A 20,756-nucleotide genomic window follows, 5' to 3' on the forward strand; every position below is an offset into this window, starting at 1 on the left:
CCGCCCGTTGTCGCGTCCGCGCCCGCGCGCCCGGCCGCGCACGTGACAAACGGCAGCAGTCGCTTGGCTGGATGACATAGGCTCTTCACTCGTGCAGATCGTCCCGCGAGCCCCTCTTCCGCTGTGGCTCGCGATCCTGGTCGCGGCGGGTGCCGGGCCGGTGCTCGACGCCGGGTTTCCGGCAATGGACGTCTGGCCCCTGACCTTCGTCGGTATCGGGATGGTGCTGCTCGCCCAGCGCGGGCGCCGTGCAGGGTCGGCGTTCCTGGTCGGCTTCGTCGCGGGGGAGGCGTTCTACCTGGTGCACATCGCCTGGACGGCGCTGTACCTCGGTCCGGTGCCGTGGATCGCCCTGGCCACGCTCGAGTCGCTGTTCTGGGGTGTGGGCGGCATCCTGATCACTCTGGCGTACCGCTGGGTGCCGCGTGCGTTCCCGTCCACCCTCGGCCGGCTCGGTCTGCTGCCGGTGATCGTGGCGGGCCTGTGGGTGCTGCGGGAGTTCGTGACCGGGACCTGGCCGTACGGCGGCTTCTCGTGGGGCCGCGTCGCCGAGTCGCAGTCCACCAGTCCGCTGGCGCCGCTGGTGGCCTGGCTGGGCATCTCCGGCCTGAGCTTCGTCATGGTGTGGCTCGTCGCACTGCTGATCGAACTGCCTTTCGCGCCGGAGGTTCGAACGGACGCGCGCGCGCTCCTGGCGGGGATCGCCGTCGCGCTGGTGTTCGCCATCCCGGCCTGGCCGGCGACCACCCACGGCACGACGCGCATCGCCGCGGTGCAGGGCAACGGGCCGGCCGGGTACTTCGACAACGCGCCGCCCCGTGCAGTGTTCGACAGCCAGGTCGCCGAGACGCTGCGCATCCCGTCCTCGCAGGTGACGGGCGCCAAGAAGGTCGACATGGTCGTCTGGCCCGAGGGGTCGGCGATGCCCGACCCGACGCGCGACCCGGACAACGCCGCGATTCTGGATGCGCTCAGCCGCAAGCTCGACGCGCCGTTCGTGGTCGGCACCATCACCAAGCGCGACGACAAGCTCTACAACACCTCCGTGCAGTGGGTAGCCGGTGAAGGTGCCGTCGACTTCTACGGCAAGAAGCATCCGGTGCCGTTCGGGGAGTACGTGCCCGACCGGGCGTTCTGGCGACCGTTCGCCCCGAGCCTGATCGACCTGATCGGCCGCGACTACACCCCGGGGACGCGTGACAACGTCTTCGAGGTCGGCGGCGTGCGAGCGGGGATCTCGATCTGCTTCGACATCGTCGACGACCAGCTGCTGACCGACATGATGCACGGGGGAGCGCAGGTGATCCTGGCTCAGACGAACAATGCCGACTTCGGCGAGACCGACGAGAACCAGCAGCAGCTGGCCATCGCCCGCCTGCGTGCCATCGAATCCGGTCGGTCGCTTGTCAACATCTCGACGGTCGGCAGCAGCCAGATCATCGGCCCGGACGGGCGCACCATCAGCTCGATCCCGCCGTTCAAGCCGGGTCACATGGTGGCGGATGTGCCACTCGGCACCACGACGACGCCCGCGACCCTGCTCAGTCGCGGGATCGAGTTCCTTGTGGCGGGGCTGGGGCTGTTCGGGCTGCTGGTCGCCTTCACCGCACGTCGTGTCCAGGCGCCCACCCCGACGCGCCCTGTGGACACGAAAAGGCCGCCCTCACCTCGACGGTGAGAACGGCCTCGGGTGTCCGACGGTCGGCGAACCGACGGTCAGGCGCTGTGCTTGCGCTCGCTGGTGCCTCGACGGGAACGCAGGTACTGCAGGCGCTCCTCCAGGAGCTCCTCCAGTTCGGCGCGTGAGCGCCGCTCGAGCAGCATGTCCCAGTGGCTGCGGGGAACCTTGGCGTCCGAGTGGTCCACCTCGACGGGAATGTCTCCCACGAGCAGACGGGCCTCGTGTCCGCAGTGCTTGCACTCCCAGGTGTCGGGTGCTTCGGCCTCGGCCGAGAACACGACCTCGGACTCCTGGCCGCAAACGGTGCACAGGTAGGTATAACGGGAACGCGGAGAGTAGACGACGCCTTCTTCGCTCTGTAAGCTTTGGGCGCCGAGTCTCATGCCGCGCAAGCTGCGATCTGCCATTGTGTGGTCTCCTCTGGTGCGCGCGAATCCTCACAGTTATAAACCGTCAAGCTGGGGATTCTCTTTCCGGGCGGCCGTTTCTCCCAGAGGCTTCACAGTGTCCCAGAGTGTTCACAGTGTTGCGCCGCCGTCGTAGCGTCAGAGGTCAGCGCCGCTCGTCGACCACTCGCCGGAGGACGTCGCAACGGTCGGTGACGATGCCGTCGACACCGAGGTTGAGCAGCCGGACCATGTCGCCGGGGTCGTTCACCGTCCAGACGTGCACCTCGGCGCCGGCGGCGTGGATGCGGTCCACCGTCCGCCGCGTGACCAGGCGAAGCGGCCCCCGGCGCTCCGGGATCTGGACCGCCGCGAATCCCCGCAGCGAACGCCGCAGGAGCGGGCTGATGCTCAGTTTGGCTCCCGCGAGGACGGGCAGGAACTCGGAGACGGCGGGGGAGGAGGCGACACCCGGGAGATGTTCGGCCACGGCCCGTCGCCGCTCGGGGGAGAAGCTGGTGATGAGCACCCTGTCGACCGCACGGGCGGCGCGGATGGCCGCCACGGCCGGAGCCGCTGCCCGCGCATCCTTCACGTCGATGTTGAAGCGAGCCGTCGGGAAGGCGTCGAGCGCCTCGGCCAGCGAGCAGAACCCCTGACCGTGGCCGAGGTCGATGCGGCGGAGCTCCGGCATCGTCAGGTGTGCGACCTGGACGTCGCGCCCCGCGACGCGGGTGAGCTCCGGGTCGTGCGCGATGACCGCGACGCCGTCCGCCGTGGCGTGGATGTCCGTCTCCAGGTGCGTCGCGCGCGCCGACAGGGCGCGGGCGAACGCCAGCAGCGTGTTCTCGGGCGCGTCGATCGCCAGACCACGATGCGCGATGACGCGCGGGGGCTGTCCGTCGAGAAAGGTCACGTTCCAGACGGCGGTGCGGACGGCGCAGGCTCAGCCACAGCGGCCGCCGACGGGGCTGCACCCGCCGAACCGAACGCCGTACCGATGCCCTTGAGCGCCTCCGTCAGTTCGCTCGGGATGATCCACAGCTTGTTCGCCGGGCCTTCCGCCAGCTTCGGCAGCGTCTGCAGGTACTGGTAGGCGAGCAGCAGGTTGTCCGGGTTCCCCTCGTGGATGGCCTCGAAGACGGTCGTGATCGCCTTCGCTTCACCCTCGGCACGGAGCACCGCCGCCTTGGCGTCACCTTCGGCGCGGAGGATCGAGGCCTGCCGCATCCCCTCCGCGTTGAGGATCTCGGACTGCTTCGTGCCCTCGGCGGTCAGGATGACCGCGCGGCGGTCGCGCTCGGCGCGCATCTGCTTCTCCATCGAGTCCTGGATGGACGCGGGCGGGTCGATCGCCTTGAGCTCCACTCGGGAGACTCGGATGCCCCATTTGCCGGTTGCGTCGTCGAGGACGAGACGCAGCTGGCCGTTGATGTTGTCGCGGCTGGTCAGAGCCGCCTCGAGGTTGAGGCCGCCGACCACGTTGCGGAGGGTCGTCGTGGTCAGCTGCTCGACCGCACCCAGATAGTTGGCGATCTCGTAGGTTGCTGCGCGGGCATCCGTCACCTGGAAGTAGACGACGGTGTCGATCGACACGACCAGGTTGTCCTCGGTGATCACCGGCTGCGGCGGGAACGACACCACCTGCTCGCGCAGGTCGATGAGCGGACGCACCTTGTCGATGAACGGGACGACCACGTTCAGGCCCGGCAGCAGCGTCTTGTGGTACCGGCCGAGACGCTCCACCACCCCGGCGCGCGCCTGCGGGATGATACGGATCGCGCGGAACAGCGTGACCAGCACGAAGATCGCGATGACCAGAACGACCACGCTGACGACGATGGTCACGACGAGTTGGGTGACATCGTTCATGGGGCGATCCTTTCGGTGAGTCCGTCGGTTCCTGTGGAGACCGGCGCGGGGGCGACGATGGCGGTGGCGCCCTCGATCGAGACGACGACGACGTGTTCGCCCGGGACCAGCTCGGGCGGAGTCGCAACGGGAGAAGCGAGCCGGGCCGTCCAGGTCTCGCCGACCTGCAGCTTCACCAGGCCGGAGGTTCGTGTGACCGTCGACTCGACGATGCCGCCCATCCCGATCAACCGATCGACATTGCTCTTGGCCGGGTCGCCGCCGCGTTTGAGCGCATGCAGCAGGGGAGGCCGGATGAAGAAGATCAGGAGGACCGAAAGGATGGCCGCAATGATGAGCTGGAGCCACCAGGGCGCCCCGATGAGGCCCGACAGGAGGCCGCCCAGGCTGCCGATGGCGATCATGAGGAAGACGAAGTCGAACGTCAGCATCTCGATGATCACGAAGACGAGGATGAGGACCAGCCATACGATCCACGCGAAGGACGTGATGTCCATGACGTCCTCCTTTCACTGCTGTTGGTATGACGGTACCAGTCTGCGACGACGCCGTATCCGACCCACTTGGTAGTCTCAGGATGCTGGACATCGACGCCGAGGAGTATTCGTGGCAAACCCCCTTTCCGCTGGTTCGCTGACGGGCAAACGTGCCCTCGTGACCGGCTCGTCGCGCGGTATCGGAGCCGACACCGCGCAGTACCTCGCCGACGCCGGAGCAGGCGTCGTCATCAACTACCGCAACAAGGAGGCGCGTGCGGTCAAGCTCGTCGACTCCATCGTCGAGAAGGGCGGAACCGCCATCGCGGTCGGTGCCGACCTGACCGACGAGGCCTCTGTAGCAGGGATGTTCGAGAAGGTCGCCGACGCGTGGGGCGGCCTCGACATCCTGGTGCTGAACGCCTCCGGCGGCATGGAGTCGGGCATGGCCGAGGACTACGCCATGCAGCTCAACCGCGACGCGCAGGTGAACGTGCTGACGGCCGCGCTCCCGCTGCTGGGTGAGGGTTCGCGCGTCGTCTTCGTGACGAGCCACCAGGCGCACTTCATCCAGACCACGCCGACGATGCCCGAGTACGAGGCGGTGGCGCTGAGCAAGCGGGCCGGTGAGGACGCACTGCGGGCGCTGCTGCCGACGCTGCGCGAGAAAGGCGTCGAGTTCGTCGTCGTCTCCGGCGACATGATCGAGGGCACGATCACGGCCACCCTGCTGAACCGCCTCAACCCGGGTGCGATCGACGCCCGCAAGGAGGCCGCCGGCCGGCTGTACAACGTGAGCGAGTTCGCCGCCGAGGTCGCCGCTGCGGTCGTCGAGCCTGTGCCGGCCGACCACACCCGCCTGGTCGGGGACGTCTCGAGTTTCACACCGGTCGTCGAATCCGAGACCATCGAGTGAAGGCCGCCGACCTCGACCTGCTGGTCGGCGTCTCGACGCCCACGGTCCACCCGGGCGGCGGGCGCGCCGTGGTCTCGGTGACGCATCCGTCGCTGGCTGCGGATGCGACCGTCGGCCAGTTGTGGACCATCCCGTTGAGCGGACACGCCGCTCCGAAGCTGTTCAGCCGCGGGTTCCGGGATACTGAACCGCGGTTCTCTCCCGATGGTCGGCTTCTCGCGTTCCTGCGTGCCGAACCGAAGCGTCCGCCCCAGTTGTACGTCGTGGACGCTGCGGGCGGAGAGCCCGTGCCGGTGACGGATCGCAAACTCGGTGTGACCGAGTTCGCCTGGTCGCCGGACGGTCGCACGCTCGCCTTCGTCAGCCGCGAACCCGAGCTGGGACGCTACGGCACCGTCGAGGGGATCGACCCGAACGGGGAGCCGGCCCGGCGCATCGATTCCCTGAAATATCAGACGAACGGACTCGGCTATACGATCGACCGTCGCGCGCACGTCTTCGTCGTCGCCGCACCCGACGTCTGGTCGGCACCCTCGCCGGCGCCCGTTCCGCTGCCCGACGGCAGCACCGACGGGGGAGTGGGGGTCGCCGAACCGCGCCGGCTGACCGACGGACCGTGGGATGACGGCGCCATTTCGTTCTCGCCGGACGGCAAGCGGATCGCGTTCGTCTCCGCCCGTCACTCCAGCCGCGATGTCGACCTGCGCTCGAACGTCTTCACCGTCCCCGTCGAGGGCGGAGACGCCCGCGACCTGACCGGCAAGCACGGTTCGTACAGCGTCGTCGACGCGCAGTACGCCGACAACGGCGTCCTGTTCTTCACGGCACAGGATGTGGGGGAGAGCGGCCGGGACTTCGTCGGCCGCAACACTGCCCTGTACGTCATCGACGCCGATGGTCAGGCACCCCGCCTGCTCACCGACCCCGAGACGGTCGACTTCACCGAGTCCGTCATCGCGGCGTACCGCGACGATGCCGTGCTCGTGCACGACCGACGTCGTGGTGCCCTCGTGCTCACCGAGGTGAACGCAGCGGGGGAGCGCCGACGCCTGACGGATGACCAGACGATCGTCGGCGGGGCCGGCGTCGCGGGCGAAACGATCGTGGTCTCCTTCGCCGACGTCCGCACCTCCGGCGATGTCGCCGTGGTCGGCCCGGACGGTCTGCACCGCCTGACCGATCTGTCGGCTCCGCTCCGCGCCAAAGGCGTTCTCGCACCGACCGAGCTGACGGTCATGGGCCGTGACGGCTACCCCGTGCACGGCTGGGTGGTCGCCCCGGAAGGGGAGGGGCCGCATCCTGTGCTCCTCACCATCCACGGCGGACCGTTCGCCGCGTACACCGGAGCGCTGTTCGACGAGGCGCAGGTCTATGCCGCAGCGGGGTACGCGGTCGTGATGTGCAACCCGCGGGGGTCAGCCGGCTATGGGCAGGAGCATGGACGCGTCATCCGTCAGCGGATGGGAACCGTCGACCTGACGGACGTGCTCGACTTCCTCGATGGCGCCATCGAACAGGTGCCCGGCCTCGACCGCGACCGCGTCGGCATCATGGGCGGTTCGTACGGCGGCTACCTGACCGCCTGGACGATCTCGCATGACCACCGGTTCGCCGCGGCGATCGTGGAGCGCGGGTTCCTGGACCCGGAGTACTTCGTCGGTACCAGCGACATCGGCAGCTTCTTCGGCGACGAGTACACCGGGACCGACCCGGAGCTGATGCGGTCGCAGAGCCCGCAGGCGGTCGTCGACCGGGTGCGGACGCCGACGCTGGTGCTGCACTCGTCCGCCGACCTGCGCTGCCCGCTGGGTCAGGCGGAGCGGTACTACACGGCGCTGAAGCGGCGAGGCATCGAGACCGAGCTGGTGATCTTCCCGGGGGAGGACCACGAACTCAGCCGCAGCGGCCGCCCGCGGCACCGCCGGGAGCGGTTCGACATCATCCTGGACTGGTGGGCCGAGCACCTGCCCAGCCGCAGCAACCGTCGCTGACTGACGTCGAGGAAACGGACTGCGCGTAGGAAACGGAGGAGTTCCGCCGCCGCGGGCCGCGATTCTCTTCCGTTACCCGCGGTGAGCCGGCGTGTCGCGCGCGTTCTTCCTCCGTTCCCGCCCCAGGCGGAAACGGAGGAAGACGCAGATCGACGCGCCAGGACCCGCCCGGAAATGGAGGAGGTCCGCACCGTTCGGGGGCGGTCCTCCTCCATTGCCTGCAGTTCTAGGCGACTCGAGGCGCAGCCGGTGCGGCCTCCGTGGCCTTGAGGATGTCGCGCCCGAACGTGAAGGCGCGGACGATCCCGATGATGCCGAGCACGATCAGGGCGATGGAGGCGAACAGCAGCAGGAACGCCGCCGAGGAGACCGGCAGGACGAGCACGACGATGCCGGCGAGGATGCTGAGGATTCCGAACGCGATGGACCAGCCGGAGGATGCGGACCGTCCGGCCTCGGCCAGCGCCATGACGCCTTCGATGATCCACCCGACGCCGATGAAGGCGACGGCGAAGATGACGAGGGTGACGGCCGCAGCGGAGACGTTCTTCAGCGCCAGGATCCCGACGAAGATGAGGAGGACTCCGAGAATGATGTTGAGTGCTCGTGAGCCTCCGCTCATCCCACGGCTGAAGATGCCGACGCCGAGCCGCAGCACGCCGGCGACCAGGAAGTAGATGCCCAGGAAGATGGCCAGCACGCCGATCGTCTTCTCGGGCCAGAACAGCAGCACGATGCCGAGGATCAACCCGACCGCACCGCTGACGCCAAGCGCCGTCCGGATGGCGTTGATGGCGGAGCGCGTCATGTGGCGGGCGTCCAGGGAGAACTCGTGCAGCATCGGGTCGGTGGGGTCGTTCACGCTCATTGCTTCATCCCTTCGCAGTGGCGGCCGCCTCAGTGGCGGTTGTTGCTGACACTAGCGCCGAGAGGCCTCCAGCGGCAGGAGGCAACCGCGCTCAGGCCGCGCCGTGTCTGCGGTACCGGATGTGGGTCGTCAAGGGGGAGTGAAGCACCTCGACGGGCTCGAAGTCGAAGGTCTCGACGTCGTCGAACAGGCGCTCACCCCGGCCGAGCAGGACGGGTGCGATGTCGAGGGTGAGCTCGTCGATGACGCCCGCGTTGAGGGCCTGCCTGACGGTCGACGCGCCACCGGCGATGTCGACGCCTGAGTCGCCGGCAGCGTCGAGCGCCTGTGCGTAGGCAGCGTCGAAGCCGTCGGTGACGAAGTAGAACGTGGTCCCGCCCTCCATCTCGATCGGTTCGTGGGCGTAATGCGTGAGCACGAAGACCGGAGCGTGGTACGGCGGCTCGGATCCCCACCAGCCGTCCCACGGCTCGTTCCATTCACCGCGGATAGGTCCGTACATGTTCCGGCCCATCACGTAGGCGCCACGAGGACGCATGAGCCACCCAGCGGCGGTCGCGTCTGCCTCGTTGGCCCTCGGATCGCCGATATGCCAGCGATGCAACTCCATGCCGCCGACACCCAACCCGTTCTTCACGCTTTGGTCTGGTCCGGCGACGAAGCCGTCGAGCGAGATGGACATGTGGCAGGTGGTGTCGGACAACGGCGGCTCCCTCGAGATGTCTCATCAGGTTAGCAACGCTGTGGCCGCACCCTCTGGAGGTCAGAAGGTGCGGCCACAGTAAAGGCCCCGCGGGGCGCTCGTTCGATCCGGTTCGGATCAGCTGTTCTTGGTGATGGTGTACTTGACCTCGCCGGCAGTGCCCTCGAGGGTCACCTTCCACTTCGCGCTTGCATAGACGTTGCTGCCTGCGGTTGCCGTGAATCCGGCAGCGGTGAGCTTCTTACCAGCATCCTTGGCGGCGTTAGCGCTGCCCGTCTTGAGCGCGAGCTCGAAGTTGCCGGTGGCCTGGTCGCCGGTGGCCTTCGAGTCGGTGAACGAGGTGAGGTAAGGGATGTCGGAGGGCAGATCGTCGAACTTGGAGTCGTTGCCCCCGAATGAGAAGCTCCAGCCGGATGTGGGGGTCGTGGTGGTCTTGATGTTGGAGGACGAGGTGGTCGCACAGGCGGTGAGCGAACCGACCGCGATGGCCGCGACGGCGAGGACGGGGATAAGGGACTTCTTGAGAGACATGTTTTCCTTGATTTCGTGTTTGCGCGTGCTGTCACACGTGCCCGCTGTTCGCGCGAGATGAGCGGGCCCATGAATACAGACGAAGCACATTGGCAATCGTGACGGACGCGACCGCAACAGAAATGACACCGGTTCAGACCGAACTCTCCCTCGCCCAGCAGACCGCCCTGATGCTTCTCAACGCGGACGGCAAGTGGGTGGTGGACTCGTATCGCAGCAGGATGGTGCTCGCGGGTGCCATCCTCAGCGAGTTGGCACTCGCCGAAGCGATCACGATCGACGACGGCAAGGTCATCCCCGAGCCCGGCCGTCGACACGGCGACCCTCGCGCCCAACGCGATGCGCGCCCACCGCACGATCGTCGAGAAGGCCAAGCACAAGTCGCCGACCCGATAGATCGATCGACCTGGGCGTGTCGTCGAGCATCGACGCATTGCGTCTGTGCTCGACGACACGCATTCCGCAGGGGGAGTGGTTACCGGATCTTGACCGCCCTATCGCCCTGCATCACGTCAGCGCCCGAGTCAGGGTTGGAAATGTGCCCAGGTCTCGAGGTCGTACTCGAGCTCGATGCCCGAGTAGAGTCGCACGACCCAGACTTGGCTGTTGCCACCTGCGTACTGGCCGCGAATGGTCTCGCTCTGCCAGTCGCCGTCGCCGCCGCGCCACCACCGGATGAGCCCGATGTGCTCACGCATGCGGGGTTGGTGCGGCGGATGAGACCAGTCGCCTGCTAAATCGAACATGTCGGGCCCCTTTCCCGATGTACATCTAGCCAGCCAACTTCGCTGGTGTGCCAATGGTGCACCCCGACATGGGAGGGGTAGAACGCTCGTTTTATGAGAGTGCTCTCAGAAACCGCTGTATGGGCGAGGGATGGCCTGGTCGTTCCGCTGCGTCGACGTACATGGCCAGCCCGAATAGTCCACAAGGTGCGCGTATTTCCCGTGCAGGACACCGGACGCGTTGCCGTCTAAACCCACATAGTCGACTGGCAGGACCGCTGTCACCGAGGAGGGAGTCGATGTCGCGCGGACGGTGCTGGCGCTCCGGAACAACGCGAATGCCGGCCGCCGGAGGGCCTCAGGCGGACGCGCGGAGGCGACGGAAGCGGGGAAACCAAACGGGGGCGGCGGGTCATCCGGTTGCTGAAGGTAGCCTGTGACCATGCGGCACGAAGCGCAGTGAACGGGAGTAGTTCGATCGTGGATCCCCAGACCGGCCAGACGAATCCATTCCGTAAGCCGGTGCGGATTGTCGGCGGTTGGCGCGCTGGGTTCGTCGTTGTCTCCTTTTGCGTCCTCATGGGCTATTTGTATTTGACCGAATACGTGTTGGCCGCCTTCATCGATCCGGTCGCCGCAGGCGTCGGATCGCAGGCGCTGGTCGTCGGGTTCTGGACGTGCAGCGCGCGCCTGTTTCGGGGCCACGGCGAACCGGTCGACCCTCCGCGCCCGTGGTGGCAGATTACGCATCGAAGTCCGGCCAGTTGGTTCCTCGCTGTGTTGACGGGGGCGGCGTTCGTGTGGAGTGTCGTGCAGGTAGCGACCGGGGGCATCGTGGACCCCGGGGACTCGCTGGCGTGGATTCTGCTGGTAACCCTTCAACTGGTGACAAGCGGGGCGTTGGTTTCGCTGCTCATTAATTCGGCCATCCGTCTCGGCCGACAACTCGCGTGAGCTAAGCGCTGATAATGCACATTATGTCAGTTCGAAAACACACTATGTGCGAATCTTGCACATAGTGTGAAACCGGATAAGGTCCCGCTCCCCTCACTAAACCGGCCTTGATCAGGCATTTGTGTCGAGCCGCGTTGCTGATGTCGATTGGGCGTACTTCCATTAGTCACTGAGCAAGTTGATCGGTCTATCGAGATCGGCCCGCAGTTCATCTTGGCTCGCGATAACAGACCCGTAGCCCTTACGGGCGGGCACGGTCAGAGCTATCGCCAGCTCTGAACGCGAGCTCGACGGCATAGATTGCAGACCCACGTCGCCGCTCGTCAATGGGCCCCGACTCCGACGGTCGGAGTAAAAGCGGATAACGGTCTTCACCAGTAAAGGTTATTCTGTTTGCAGATAGTGCAATCAGAAGACCGGATCGTTTCTGACGTCAGCTAGTTCGAAGACCGGACAGGATGACATCCTCGGCGACACGACGGGCCGGTTCCCCTGCTTCTCGGCCGATGAGAATGCAGGCGATCGCGAACTGAATGATCGCGGTAGCGCTGACGTCGGCGCGGACGGCGCCCGATTGTTGCGCGAGGGCAAGAAGGTGCGCGATCCGGTCACGAATCAGCTGCTCTCCAAGCTCATGCAGTGATCGGCCCACCTCAGGATCACCCCTCCCCTCGAGCATGTCCCCCAGGCCTCGATGCGACGCGCCTGCGTCGACCATGGCGGTGAAGAACGTCTCGAGCATTGACACGGGATCGCCGACGGCACTGGATGCGTCGGTCATGATCAGCAAGTTTTGGACGCGCTCCCCCAGCACCTCGGCGACCAGTTCGCTCTTGGTGGGGAAATGTCGGCTCACCGTGCCGGTGCTGACCGCTGCTGCCCGTGCGATCTCCGCCACCGAAACCGAAAGCCCGCGTATGGCGAAGGCTTCCGCCGCGACCTCGGTGATTTTCTGCCGATTGCGCATCGCGTCGGATCGCGCGGACCTCGGTCTTTGGCTTTGCGAACTGGTACTCACAGCATCTCCCAACAAAACGGGACGATCATCCCGTATAGTCTATGCGGGATGAACATCCCGTTTCATGTTAGGCGATTGAGGAACCGGTGGCGAGCAGGCTCGCCCCAGGAAGGCATACACCATGAATCCCACAATGCGCGCGGCGGTCGCTCATACGTACGGCTCACCCGAGGTCGTCCAGGTCGAGCGAGTGCCCATACCTAAGCTGGCACCAGGGCGGATCATGATCCGCGTCGTCGCGACTCCCGTCACGCGGGGCGACACCATCCAGCGCGCCGCGACATTTCCTTCGGGCATGGCGGTGCTGGGACGCCTGATGACCGGGCTGCGCGGACCCCGCCGCCCGGTTCTCGGCGCTGTGTTCGCTGGCGTGGTGAGTGCTCTCGGCGCGGGGGTTACCGACTTGTCGGTAGGTGATCGCGTCGCCGGGGTCAACGGGCCCGAGGGAGGAGCGCACGCGGAGTACGTCGTGGCCAAAGCGGCATCGTGCGTACGGATTCCGGACGAAGTGAGCGCCGGCGAGGCTGCGGCGACATTGTTCGGGGGAACGACCGCGACCTACTTCCTAGAGCGCGGCGGCCTCCGCCCGGGCGCACGAGTGCTGATCAACGGCGGATCCGGCGAAGTCGGAGTGATGGCATTGCAGATCACCCGACTGCGGGGCGCGACCGTGACAGGAGTCGCCAGCGGGAAGAATACCCCGCTCATGCGGGAGCTCGGGGCGGATGAGGTGATCGACTACACCGAGAATCCGCTCGAGACCCATCGGCAACGCTACGACCTGGTATTGGACACGGTTGGGAATCTCGGCCCCAGCGACGCCGACCGTCTCCTCAAAGAGGATGGCCGTCTAGTGCTCCTTCGAGCTGGCCTCAACCAGATGATCGCCTCAGGGCGCCGGGTCGTCACCGGATCCTCGCTGGGTCGAGCCGATGGAGCCGCAGAGCTGCTCGAGTCCGTCCGCACCAAGACCCTCAAGCCCGTCATTGACCGGGTCTTCCCGCTCGCGGATGTGGCGGCTGCGCACCGCCGAGTCGACTCGCTGCGAAAGACAGGATCGGTACTGATCGACATCTCCGAAGACATTGTCACGTAAGCCGACCTGCGGGCGTATCGATGAACTCACTGTGGGCTGCAAGGCGTCCAGTGGGCGGGCGATACCGATCAGCAGCTCGCGATGTGGAGGGCGCCTGTGGGCTCCCCCGCAGAAATAGATAGCGACCAAGGAGTCTCATGACCACGAAAACCATCGTCCTCACCGGTGCCAGCGGTGGCATCGGCGCCGCAGCCAGCCGGAAACTGATCGCCGACGGCCATACCGTCGCCCTCGTCGGACGCTCACCGCGGAAGACCGAAGGGTTGGCTCGTGAGCTCGGGACCGACTATTTCCTCGCGGACTTCGCCAAACTGGACGACGTCCGAACCCTCGCGGCGACTCTGAGAAACACCTACCCGCGCATCGACGTGCTCGCCAACAACGCGGGCGGCATCTTCGGCGACCCCGCCCGCACGGTAGACGGCTTCGAGAAGACCCTGCAGGTCAACCACCTGGCCCCATTCCTTCTCACCAACCTCCTCCTGGACACGCTGAAGGCGAGCCACGCTGTCGTCACCAACACGTCGAGCGTGGGAGCACGGGTGTTCGGCAAGATTGACACCGACGATCTGAACAACGACGTCAAGTTCTCAGCGAACAAGGCGTACGGCGACGCGAAACTCGCCAACATCCTCTTCACCAAGGAACTCGACCGCCGACATGGCGCGGACGGGATCTCTTCCGTCGCGTTCCACCCCGGCAACGTCCGGACGAACTTCGCCAACGACACCACGAGCCTCATGCGGGTGCTCTACCGAACCCCGATTGGCCGTCTCGCCGGGATGGTCAGCCCCGAAAGGGGCGCGGAACCTCTCATCTGGCTTGCCGAAGGCACCCCCGGCGAGGACTGGGTATCCGGGCAGTACTACGAGAAGAACCGGATCGCCAAAACCAACCCGCAAGCGGACGACGCGGCGCTAGCCTCACGCCTCTGGGACAAGAGCGCAGAGCTGGTCGACCTAAAGCAAGCTGCGAGATAACCCAGGGAAGCGTCGATCGGCCAGCTCCGCGACGAGCGGCTCAGCCATCACTCGAGTCCGAGCGTCGTTCGGCTCCCTGTGTCGGGAGATGCGCAAGAGTCGCCCGACGACAAAGGTCTGCGATCGCGGATATGGCTCGCAAGGGCGCCTTTAGTGTGAAAACGGATAACGATCTTCACCAGTAGAAGATGGCATGCTCCTGCTGGATGCGAATACGACACTTGGTACGACTCCCCCTGCTGGCTCTTGATGGGTGAGCCCTGAGGGGCTCGCCGAGCGCTGATGCGTCGCCGGTCGGCGCCGGTGAGGCTTCCAAATGGCCGCACCGATCGTCGCAGACTCGTTCAACTACAGCTACCCAGTCGCCGAGCAACACCGCCGCAACGCCGGAGCCCAATTCATCGACTACCTCAGCAAAAGACCCCAACTGGAAGGACCCACCCAGTGAGCACCTTCGCCCTGATCTTCCCTCTCAGCCAAATAGAGGACGGCACCGCATTTCCAGTCTCGCAATGGCCACTACACGCGACCATCGTTCCGCCTTTTGAAACGCCGGCCGGACCAACGGCAATCGCCAACACGCTCCGACCGATCGCCAAGACAATCGAGCCCTTCGCCATCTCCGGCCACCACCGCGAACAGTTCGGAGAACGTCGCGATATCTCCGTGACAACTCTCCTTCCCGTCGACCGGCTTCAAACCCTCCACCGCCTCCTCAGCGACGCCGTCACGACGTTAGGGGCCGCGCCGCTCGAACCGCAGTATCACCACCACGGATTCGCAGCACACATCACCGACAACGAAACAGACAGCTTCTCGATCGGGGAGCACCACCAAATCGATCAGCTAACACTCGTCGACATGAGAACTGAGCAGCCCGGCGCCAACCCCCGGGCTCTACTCACTCTCGACCTGGGCCAAGAGACAAGGCATCCAGCGAAATAGCCGCAGAATACGCCGCCGACAATTACGCACCCTCACCACTCGAAGCAGCCTTAGGCGGGCACGCGGCGCCGTGGCGCAGAGATTTCACCCCATCGAGCCTTTCACCCAGACAAGAACACCGATGAATATCATCCCGACCCCAACCGCAGCCATGCGGCTGGGGGTCGACTCATCCCCGAAGCCCGGAAAGAACCGTCCGAGCTTCTGTTCGAGATTCGCCTTATTCTTGGCGGCCACGCGTTCTCGAAAAAAGATGAACCCGAACCCCGTCAGGATTGACGCCGCACCGACGATTACCATTGCGGCGGCCTCTATGCTCAAGCGCCCCTCCTACCAGAAGTACACGATCATGCCTGAGCAATTGAGGCTGGCACCAGAAGTACCTCCTACATCGGGTGACGAGTTTCCTTGCCAGTCTCGCTCGTATGACGCATAGACACCGCCGACCCCGCGCAACCCACCGTAAAGCCGAGGCCGTTCACCGAGCGAAGTAATGCGAGCCACAGCTTAGCGACGTGTCGCGCGCCCGCCCGTTCGCCGCTGCCGGGGCCTCATCGGGGTTCATAGCGCGACACCGGTCGCCGTCATCCTCGCAGGCGCGGGAGCCGTAGCCCCACTGGACTCGATGATCGCCCCCGGCCCAAAGCGATTCAGCCTTGGATTCCTGCGTTACCGTAGTCACGAAATCATGAACGTCGAAGAAGACACTGCAGGTCGGCCGGTACTCATGCTCCTCTGTGGCCTGCCCGGGTCCGGGAAGACGACGCTGGCGCGCATCCTGACAGAACAGTCGAGGGCTATCCGATTCAGTACCGATGAATGGATGGCGGATCTCGGCATCGACCCCTTCGACGCGATCCGTGATCGTCTGCAGATTCGACTCGACCGCCTGTGGCAAGAACTGCTCACCCACGGGCAGAGCGTCATTCTGGAAGACGGCACATGGAAGCGTAAAGAACGCGACGAGATCCGCCGCATCGCGCAATCCGCGAAAGCCACAACCGAAATGCACTACTTCGACGTTCGGATCTCCGAACTGTGGCGACGGCTCGAAGTGCGCAACGCTGACCTGCCCTACGGGACCGCACGGATCACGATCGACGTTCTCGAACAATCGGTGCGCAGGTTCGAGAGACCGGATGAAGCAGAACTGTCATTATTCGATCGCAGCACCGTCCACCACGGGTGAGGGCTGCCCGCGTTCCCCTGGGACCGAGCTGTCGTCACCGCACCGCCTCCAGGGGATGTGACTTGTTCAGAAACGGATAATCAGCTTCACCAGTATCAGAGTGAACGCACGTCCGAGACGATGACCATCAGCCTCCGGATGTGGTGCCTCGCGTAACCTCTCGTCATGCGACACGGATATACGAACGCCACGATCCGGGTCGGAACAGTTGTCGTGAAAACCTACTCCGGCGCCCGCGCAGCTGCCCGTCAGGTGATCGAGCATCGGGCGGTGACGAGCTTGGCCGGGCTGATGCCGGTGCCCGAAGTGGTAGCGAACGAACCCGGGCAGCTCGTCACCCGCTTCGTTCCTGGTCGGCACGGCCAGGAGCTCATCGACGAAGGCCGAGCGGCAGCCGTTCTCGGTGGCTGTGGGAGCGTCCTCAGGACCCTTCACGCGATTTCACCGACGGTCCTATTCGACCTCACACCGGCTTCCGGACGAGTGATCGTTCATGGCGATTTCGGTCCCAATAACATCATGTTCTCGGCGCCGGACCTCGACGTGGCTGCCGTCCTGGATTGGGAGTTCTGCCACCTTGGCGAACCGGTCGAGGATCTCGCGTGGTGCGAGTGGATCGTCCGCGCTCACCATCCGGAGGCCGTGACTGACCTTCCGAACCTTTTCCGGTCCTACGGTTGGACTCCCCCATGGGCTGATCGGAAGAAGGCAATGGAGGCACACTGCTCGGAACTCGAGCGCTTCTCCCGCGATTCAGACGCCACGGGAGCCGGCGCCGCCCTGTGGGTGAGACGTCGCCAAGAAATCGCAAGCTGGCAAGAGTGACCGCTGAGAGCACACGCTGCGGCTACTACCCCACCGCACAGAAAAGGGAGGAACATGTCCTCCCATACAAAATATATAGCACTCCAGGGAGCTTGCCGCAAGAGGCTCCGGTTCGCGCAGAATGGCAGCTCTGCACCTGTGAACCCAGCCAAGGAGAGCGATTGTTCGAAGTCCGGATCACATCACACGCACCATCCACTCCCCTGGTCGCCCGCCAAGCGAACGGGGAGGGATGAGCATGCCCGCGCCGATCACACCGTTCACCGTCGGCATTCCCGACGACGTCCTCGCCGACCTCCAGCTTCGGCTCGAACACACTCGCGTCCTCCCGTCTATCGGGAGCGACGCGCGCTCGGGCGGTCTGGGCGGTCTGCGGCGCCTCGCCCTGGCCGACCGCTGGCGTGCGTTCGACTGGCGCGCCGAAGAGCAGCGGCTGAGCGGCTACCCGCAGTTCTTGGCGGACGTGCGAGGGCACCGCATCCACTTCGTCCGGGTGCGGCCCCGCCTACCGGCAGCGAAGGTCATCCCACTGCTGCTCCTCCACGGCTGGCCCAGCGCCTTCACCGAGTACCTCCCCCTCGCAGACGCCCTCGCCGCGGCGGCCACCGACGAGCTCGCGTTCGACATCGTCGTACCGTCGCTGCCCGGGTTCGCGTTCTCGCAACTCCCCCAGGGCCCGCTCACGCGGGCCGCCATCGCCGAGGACTTGCACGAACTCATGACGACCGCACTCGACTTCGAGCGGTACGCAGCGTTCGGCGGTGACATCGGCGGAGCGGCCGCCGGCTGGATCGGAGCACTGCATCCCGAAGCGATCATCGGCATCCACCTGATCCACCCGCCGTTCCCCTCTGACCCCGCACCGCAGACGGAACAGGAGACGGCGTACCTCGACGAACTGGCGGCGTACGACGAGGCCGACGGCGGATACAGCGAGATCATGGGCACACGCCCCGACACGATCGCCGCCGCCCTCGCCGACTCCCCCGCCGGGCTGCTCGCCTGGGTCGGCGACAAATGGGACGCGTGGGCCGACGGAGGCCTCGCGGCGATCGCCGAAGCCGACCTCTTCCGGATCGCGACGCTCTACTGGGCGACAGGGACGATCGCGACGTCGTTCCAGCAGTACTTCGACTGGTCGCACAATGAGCCGCGACCGCCCATCGCCTGCCCGACCGGCATCCTGCTCAGCCGGGAACGATGGCTCGACGGCTTCCCTCGCTCTCTCGCCGAACGGGCGGTCACCGACCTCCGCTCGTTCGAGACCGCCGAAGCCGGAGGGCACTTCATGGGGCTGGAGCAACCGGAACGTACCGCGCGTGCCATCCGGGACTTCTTCGCCCAGCTCTGACCCGCCCACTACCCCACTGACAACGCGCACCTCCCACGAAAGGAATGCTCATGCGTCCGCTCATCGTCTCCACCGCGGTCACCCTCGACGGATTCGTCGCAGGTCCCGGCGGGAATCCCCTGGTCCTCAACCTCGACCCCGCGTTCGACGCCCACAATCTAGGCCTCATGCGGGACGCCGACACCATCCTGCTCGGACGCGCATCCTTCGAACTCTTCGGCTCCTTCTGGCCGATGGTCGCCGACGCTCCAGACGACCCCGCCAACCCCGCGCTCAGCGCCGTCAACCGGGAATTCAGCCGACGGTACAACGACATCCGCAAGCTCGTGGTCAGCGACAACTACGAGATTCCGGACGCTCACCCGTGGCGCGGAACCACCACAGTCGTGAGCCGCGCCGAACTTCGCGACCGGGTGGAAAGCGAGAAGGCAGGCGACGGTGGAGCGATCGTCGTCTTCGCCAGCCACATCCTCTGGAACAACCTCCTCGCGGACGGGCTCGTCGACAGGATCGACCTCATCGTCGGGCCGGACGCGATCGGCGAGGGAATCCCCGCGTTCGAACGGCCTGTTCGATTGACGCCCGTCGAGACCCGGATCCTCGACGGCTCCCGCAACACGCTCATCCGATACGTCCCCGCGAGCACCGACTCCTGAAGCCTTGACCGTCGGCGAGACGCGTCGACGGGCATGGACTGGCTCGAAGCGTAGCCACATCCGCTTGTCACCGAGGATCGGCTCAGGGCCGCCCTCTACCGGCCCGGAAAAAAGAGGGCCTCGATCGGCCTCTCGAATAGGCTGGAAATGCGGAACGCGAGTGGCAGCGACGGGTCGTACTTCCCCGTCTCGAGAGCGACGACTGTCTGGCGCGACACATCCAGGCGCTCCGCGAGAGAGGCCTGCGTCCATCCGCGTCGCTCGCGCTCCGAACGGATCAGGTTCTCCATCAGGCCATCGGAGCGTGGACCAGGAGGTTCGTGAACTGCCAGCCAACCAACCCCACAACCGCCACAGCCCACCCTCCATTGACCACGTTGACGCCTGCAGAGTCGAGGGTGCCCAGGGTAACCGCGGTGACCATGGCGACTGTGAACCCGACCACCAGGCCCGGGAACAACAACTTCACCTGATACTCGTCCATCTGTCGTACGCGAAGCACGATGACGACGACCAGCCACACGACCGGAAGCAACGGGAGCACGACCAGGAGCCATCCCCACGTGTTGTTCTTCGTCGCTCCGCCCCACTGATAGAGAGCGAAATTTGCGAGCAGGAAGCACGCCACGCCGACCCAGACCTGAAGTCGAAAAGCGCGACGACGTCTCCGCTCACTCGCTGACTCAGCCGTCGAGTCAAGGTCGCTTGTCATTGGATCAGTCTCGCTGGTGCTGCACGACATGTCAAGCTTCCTTGTCATTAGTCCCCCAAGCTACCTCCCGGGCCGACCGTTCGAACGACCCGTTCGATTGACGCCCGTCGAGACCCGGATCCTCGACGGCTCCCGCAACACGCTCATCCGATACGTCCCCGCGAGCACGGACTCCTGAAGCTCTGCAGCTCACACGGAACAACGTTGGTGCTTAGGCCCAGTCACCGAAGCGAATTCGGTGCTCAACCGTCTGCATGTCGCGAAAGCGGATCCACGTGTAGCCCGGCTCGGGGAACCCTATTCGAAGCACATGGCGTTGCAGCGTGGCAATCTGATTGTTATCGAGCCACCCCAGGAAGATTGCCAGATCGCACCTCGACCACGGGAGCGTGAAGGCCCACGCGACCGTGCCCACGGGAATAAGGATCCACAGCAAGAGCCCTCTGATCAAGACGAGCAGAATCCCAGCTGCTGCGTTTCCCCGCATAGTCGGTTGCACCCCCAATTGCTTCGCTCTCGTCGTTCGGTGAATACGGACCCGCTACCGCTCGTTGTAGGAGTCGCCCAGCCGGTAGGAGTCGTACTCGCTGTGGTCGACATGGATGGTCCATGAACGGCGCCCCGAGATGAGGTCGAGCTGCCAGTCCGGACCGTCGTGATGCTTGCCGACGACGGTTGTTCCGTAACCGCTGTTCCCGGCCGGCTGATGAGTCGCTGCCGCGAAGAGCAGTGCGGCGAGATAGACGACGACCGCAGCGACCGCCAACCCCTGCCGTCGCCGCAGGTGAACCCGCCGCCGATTGCCGTCCCCGTCGCTCGTCGGCTCCGTAGCGTCTGCGGGTCGGTCCATGTGTGAAGCGTAGCCATATCGGTTGACGTCC

At 65.5% G+C, this 20,756-nt stretch carries 25 protein-coding genes and 1 pseudogene; 13 read left to right on the plus strand and 13 right to left on the minus strand.

The window, feature by feature from the left end:
• Positions 1-91 precede the first annotated feature (91 nt).
• Positions 92-1,678, plus strand: coding sequence for an apolipoprotein N-acyltransferase (lnt, locus tag AB4079_RS10280; RefSeq protein WP_441787199.1), 1,587 nt, complete (start codon positions 92-94; stop codon positions 1,676-1,678).
• A gap of 38 nt (positions 1,679-1,716) precedes the next feature.
• On the opposite strand, the gene AB4079_RS10285 is transcribed toward lnt, so the two are convergent.
• The 4 genes from AB4079_RS10285 to AB4079_RS10300 form a co-directional block, all read right to left on the minus strand.
• Positions 1,717-2,088 (minus strand): RNA polymerase-binding protein RbpA, encoded by a 372-nt coding sequence (locus AB4079_RS10285; RefSeq protein ID WP_441787200.1) that lies wholly within the window; start codon positions 2,086-2,088, stop codon positions 1,717-1,719.
• A 145-nt stretch (positions 2,089-2,233) separates the two neighbouring features.
• Positions 2,234-2,983, minus strand: coding sequence for a glycerophosphodiester phosphodiesterase family protein (locus AB4079_RS10290; protein WP_441787201.1), 750 nt, complete (start codon positions 2,981-2,983; stop codon positions 2,234-2,236).
• Positions 2,980-3,939, minus strand: coding sequence for an SPFH domain-containing protein (locus AB4079_RS10295; protein WP_441787202.1), 960 nt, complete (start codon positions 3,937-3,939; stop codon positions 2,980-2,982). Before AB4079_RS10295 ends, AB4079_RS10290 begins: the two co-directional genes overlap by 4 nt.
• On the minus strand, positions 3,936-4,436 hold the full coding sequence (locus AB4079_RS10300; RefSeq protein WP_441787203.1) for an NfeD family protein: 501 nt from the start codon (positions 4,434-4,436) through the stop codon (positions 3,936-3,938). Before AB4079_RS10300 ends, AB4079_RS10295 begins: the two co-directional genes overlap by 4 nt.
• A gap of 109 nt (positions 4,437-4,545) precedes the next feature.
• Between AB4079_RS10300 and AB4079_RS10305 the strand changes: the two genes are divergently transcribed.
• Both AB4079_RS10305 and AB4079_RS10310 read left to right on the plus strand, forming a co-directional pair.
• Positions 4,546-5,331, plus strand: coding sequence for an SDR family oxidoreductase (locus AB4079_RS10305; protein WP_441787204.1), 786 nt, complete (start codon positions 4,546-4,548; stop codon positions 5,329-5,331).
• Complete coding sequence (locus AB4079_RS10310; RefSeq protein ID WP_441787205.1) at positions 5,328-7,322, plus strand: prolyl oligopeptidase family serine peptidase; 1,995 nt, start codon at positions 5,328-5,330, stop codon at positions 7,320-7,322. Before AB4079_RS10305 ends, AB4079_RS10310 begins: the two co-directional genes overlap by 4 nt.
• Before the next feature lie 226 nt (positions 7,323-7,548).
• On the opposite strand, the gene AB4079_RS10315 is transcribed toward AB4079_RS10310, so the two are convergent.
• The 3 genes from AB4079_RS10315 to AB4079_RS10325 all read right to left on the minus strand — a co-directional run bounded on the left by AB4079_RS10315 (position 7,549) and on the right by AB4079_RS10325 (position 9,424).
• Entirely contained in the window at positions 7,549-8,190 is a 642-nt protein-coding gene (locus AB4079_RS10315; protein ID WP_441787206.1) for an HdeD family acid-resistance protein, read from the minus strand.
• Between the two features lie 91 nt (positions 8,191-8,281).
• Positions 8,282-8,893 (minus strand): dihydrofolate reductase family protein, encoded by a 612-nt coding sequence (locus AB4079_RS10320; RefSeq protein WP_441787207.1) that lies wholly within the window; start codon positions 8,891-8,893, stop codon positions 8,282-8,284.
• A 117-nt stretch (positions 8,894-9,010) separates the two neighbouring features.
• On the minus strand, positions 9,011-9,424 hold the full coding sequence (locus AB4079_RS10325; protein WP_441787208.1) for a hypothetical protein: 414 nt from the start codon (positions 9,422-9,424) through the stop codon (positions 9,011-9,013).
• 122 nt (positions 9,425-9,546) lie between these two features.
• Between AB4079_RS10325 and AB4079_RS10330 the strand changes: the two are divergent.
• Positions 9,547-9,750, plus strand: a pseudogene (locus AB4079_RS10330) (GPP34 family phosphoprotein); the annotation flags it as partial.
• Positions 9,751-9,948: 198 nt separating this feature from the next.
• On the opposite strand, the gene AB4079_RS10335 reads toward AB4079_RS10330, so the two are convergent.
• The gene (locus AB4079_RS10335; RefSeq protein WP_441787209.1) at positions 9,949-10,122 is read right to left on the minus strand and encodes a hypothetical protein; all 174 of its coding nucleotides are present in this window, start codon (positions 10,120-10,122) and stop codon (positions 9,949-9,951) included.
• A gap of 507 nt (positions 10,123-10,629) precedes the next feature.
• Between AB4079_RS10335 and AB4079_RS10340 the strand changes: the two genes are divergently transcribed.
• Entirely contained in the window at positions 10,630-11,103 is a 474-nt protein-coding gene (locus tag AB4079_RS10340) for a hypothetical protein (RefSeq protein WP_441787210.1), read from the plus strand.
• 433 nt (positions 11,104-11,536) lie between these two features.
• Here the strand turns inward: AB4079_RS10340 and AB4079_RS10345 are convergent, their stop codons facing one another.
• Positions 11,537-12,070: a TetR/AcrR family transcriptional regulator gene (locus tag AB4079_RS10345; RefSeq protein ID WP_441787211.1), complete on the minus strand. Its 534-nt coding sequence runs from the start codon at positions 12,068-12,070 to the stop codon at positions 11,537-11,539.
• 172 nt (positions 12,071-12,242) lie between these two features.
• Here AB4079_RS10345 and AB4079_RS10350 point away from each other — a divergent pair, with 172 nt between their 5' ends.
• The 4 genes from AB4079_RS10350 to AB4079_RS10365 all read left to right on the plus strand — a co-directional run bounded on the left by AB4079_RS10350 (position 12,243) and on the right by AB4079_RS10365 (position 15,142).
• Positions 12,243-13,217, plus strand: coding sequence for an NAD(P)-dependent alcohol dehydrogenase (locus AB4079_RS10350; RefSeq protein ID WP_441787212.1), 975 nt, complete (start codon positions 12,243-12,245; stop codon positions 13,215-13,217).
• A 137-nt stretch (positions 13,218-13,354) separates the two neighbouring features.
• Positions 13,355-14,197: an SDR family NAD(P)-dependent oxidoreductase gene (locus AB4079_RS10355; protein ID WP_441787213.1), complete on the plus strand. Its 843-nt coding sequence runs from the start codon at positions 13,355-13,357 to the stop codon at positions 14,195-14,197.
• Positions 14,198-14,513: 316 nt separating this feature from the next.
• A complete protein-coding gene (locus tag AB4079_RS10360; protein WP_441787214.1) occupies positions 14,514-14,645 on the plus strand; it encodes a hypothetical protein in 132 nt (43 codons plus the stop codon).
• A complete protein-coding gene (locus tag AB4079_RS10365) occupies positions 14,642-15,142 on the plus strand; it encodes a 2'-5' RNA ligase family protein (protein WP_441787215.1) in 501 nt (166 codons plus the stop codon). The genes AB4079_RS10360 and AB4079_RS10365 overlap by 4 nt, the downstream gene beginning before the upstream one ends.
• Before the next feature lie 84 nt (positions 15,143-15,226).
• Here the strand turns inward: AB4079_RS10365 and AB4079_RS10370 are convergent, their stop codons facing one another.
• Entirely contained in the window at positions 15,227-15,463 is a 237-nt protein-coding gene (locus AB4079_RS10370) for a hypothetical protein (RefSeq protein ID WP_441787216.1), read from the minus strand.
• Positions 15,464-15,830: 367 nt separating this feature from the next.
• Between AB4079_RS10370 and AB4079_RS10375 the strand changes: the two genes are divergently transcribed.
• The 4 genes from AB4079_RS10375 to AB4079_RS10390 all read left to right on the plus strand — a co-directional run bounded on the left by AB4079_RS10375 (position 15,831) and on the right by AB4079_RS10390 (position 19,163).
• Positions 15,831-16,331, plus strand: a complete 501-nt coding sequence (locus AB4079_RS10375; RefSeq protein WP_441787217.1) for an AAA family ATPase — start codon at positions 15,831-15,833, stop codon at positions 16,329-16,331.
• A gap of 165 nt (positions 16,332-16,496) precedes the next feature.
• Positions 16,497-17,156, plus strand: a complete 660-nt coding sequence (locus AB4079_RS10380) for a phosphotransferase (protein WP_441787218.1) — start codon at positions 16,497-16,499, stop codon at positions 17,154-17,156.
• Between the two features lie 238 nt (positions 17,157-17,394).
• Positions 17,395-18,507 (plus strand): epoxide hydrolase family protein, encoded by a 1,113-nt coding sequence (locus tag AB4079_RS10385; RefSeq protein ID WP_441787219.1) that lies wholly within the window; start codon positions 17,395-17,397, stop codon positions 18,505-18,507.
• A 50-nt stretch (positions 18,508-18,557) separates the two neighbouring features.
• The gene (locus AB4079_RS10390) at positions 18,558-19,163 is read left to right on the plus strand and encodes a dihydrofolate reductase family protein (protein ID WP_441787220.1); all 606 of its coding nucleotides are present in this window, start codon (positions 18,558-18,560) and stop codon (positions 19,161-19,163) included.
• Positions 19,164-19,258: 95 nt separating this feature from the next.
• On the opposite strand, the gene AB4079_RS10395 is transcribed toward AB4079_RS10390, so the two are convergent.
• From AB4079_RS10395 to AB4079_RS10405, 3 genes are all read right to left on the minus strand, one after another.
• The gene (locus AB4079_RS10395) at positions 19,259-19,453 is read right to left on the minus strand and encodes a helix-turn-helix transcriptional regulator (RefSeq protein ID WP_441787221.1); all 195 of its coding nucleotides are present in this window, start codon (positions 19,451-19,453) and stop codon (positions 19,259-19,261) included.
• On the minus strand, positions 19,453-19,875 hold the full coding sequence (locus tag AB4079_RS10400) for a hypothetical protein (RefSeq protein ID WP_441787222.1): 423 nt from the start codon (positions 19,873-19,875) through the stop codon (positions 19,453-19,455). Before AB4079_RS10400 ends, AB4079_RS10395 begins: the two co-directional genes overlap by 1 nt.
• 541 nt (positions 19,876-20,416) lie before the next feature.
• The gene (locus AB4079_RS10405) at positions 20,417-20,725 is read right to left on the minus strand and encodes a hypothetical protein (RefSeq protein ID WP_441787223.1); all 309 of its coding nucleotides are present in this window, start codon (positions 20,723-20,725) and stop codon (positions 20,417-20,419) included.
• Positions 20,726-20,756: the final 31 nt, after the last annotated feature.

Origin of the sequence: Leifsonia sp. 2MCAF36, assembly GCF_052115525.1 — a bacterium.
GTDB lineage: Bacteria > Actinomycetota > Actinomycetes > Actinomycetales > Microbacteriaceae > Leifsonia.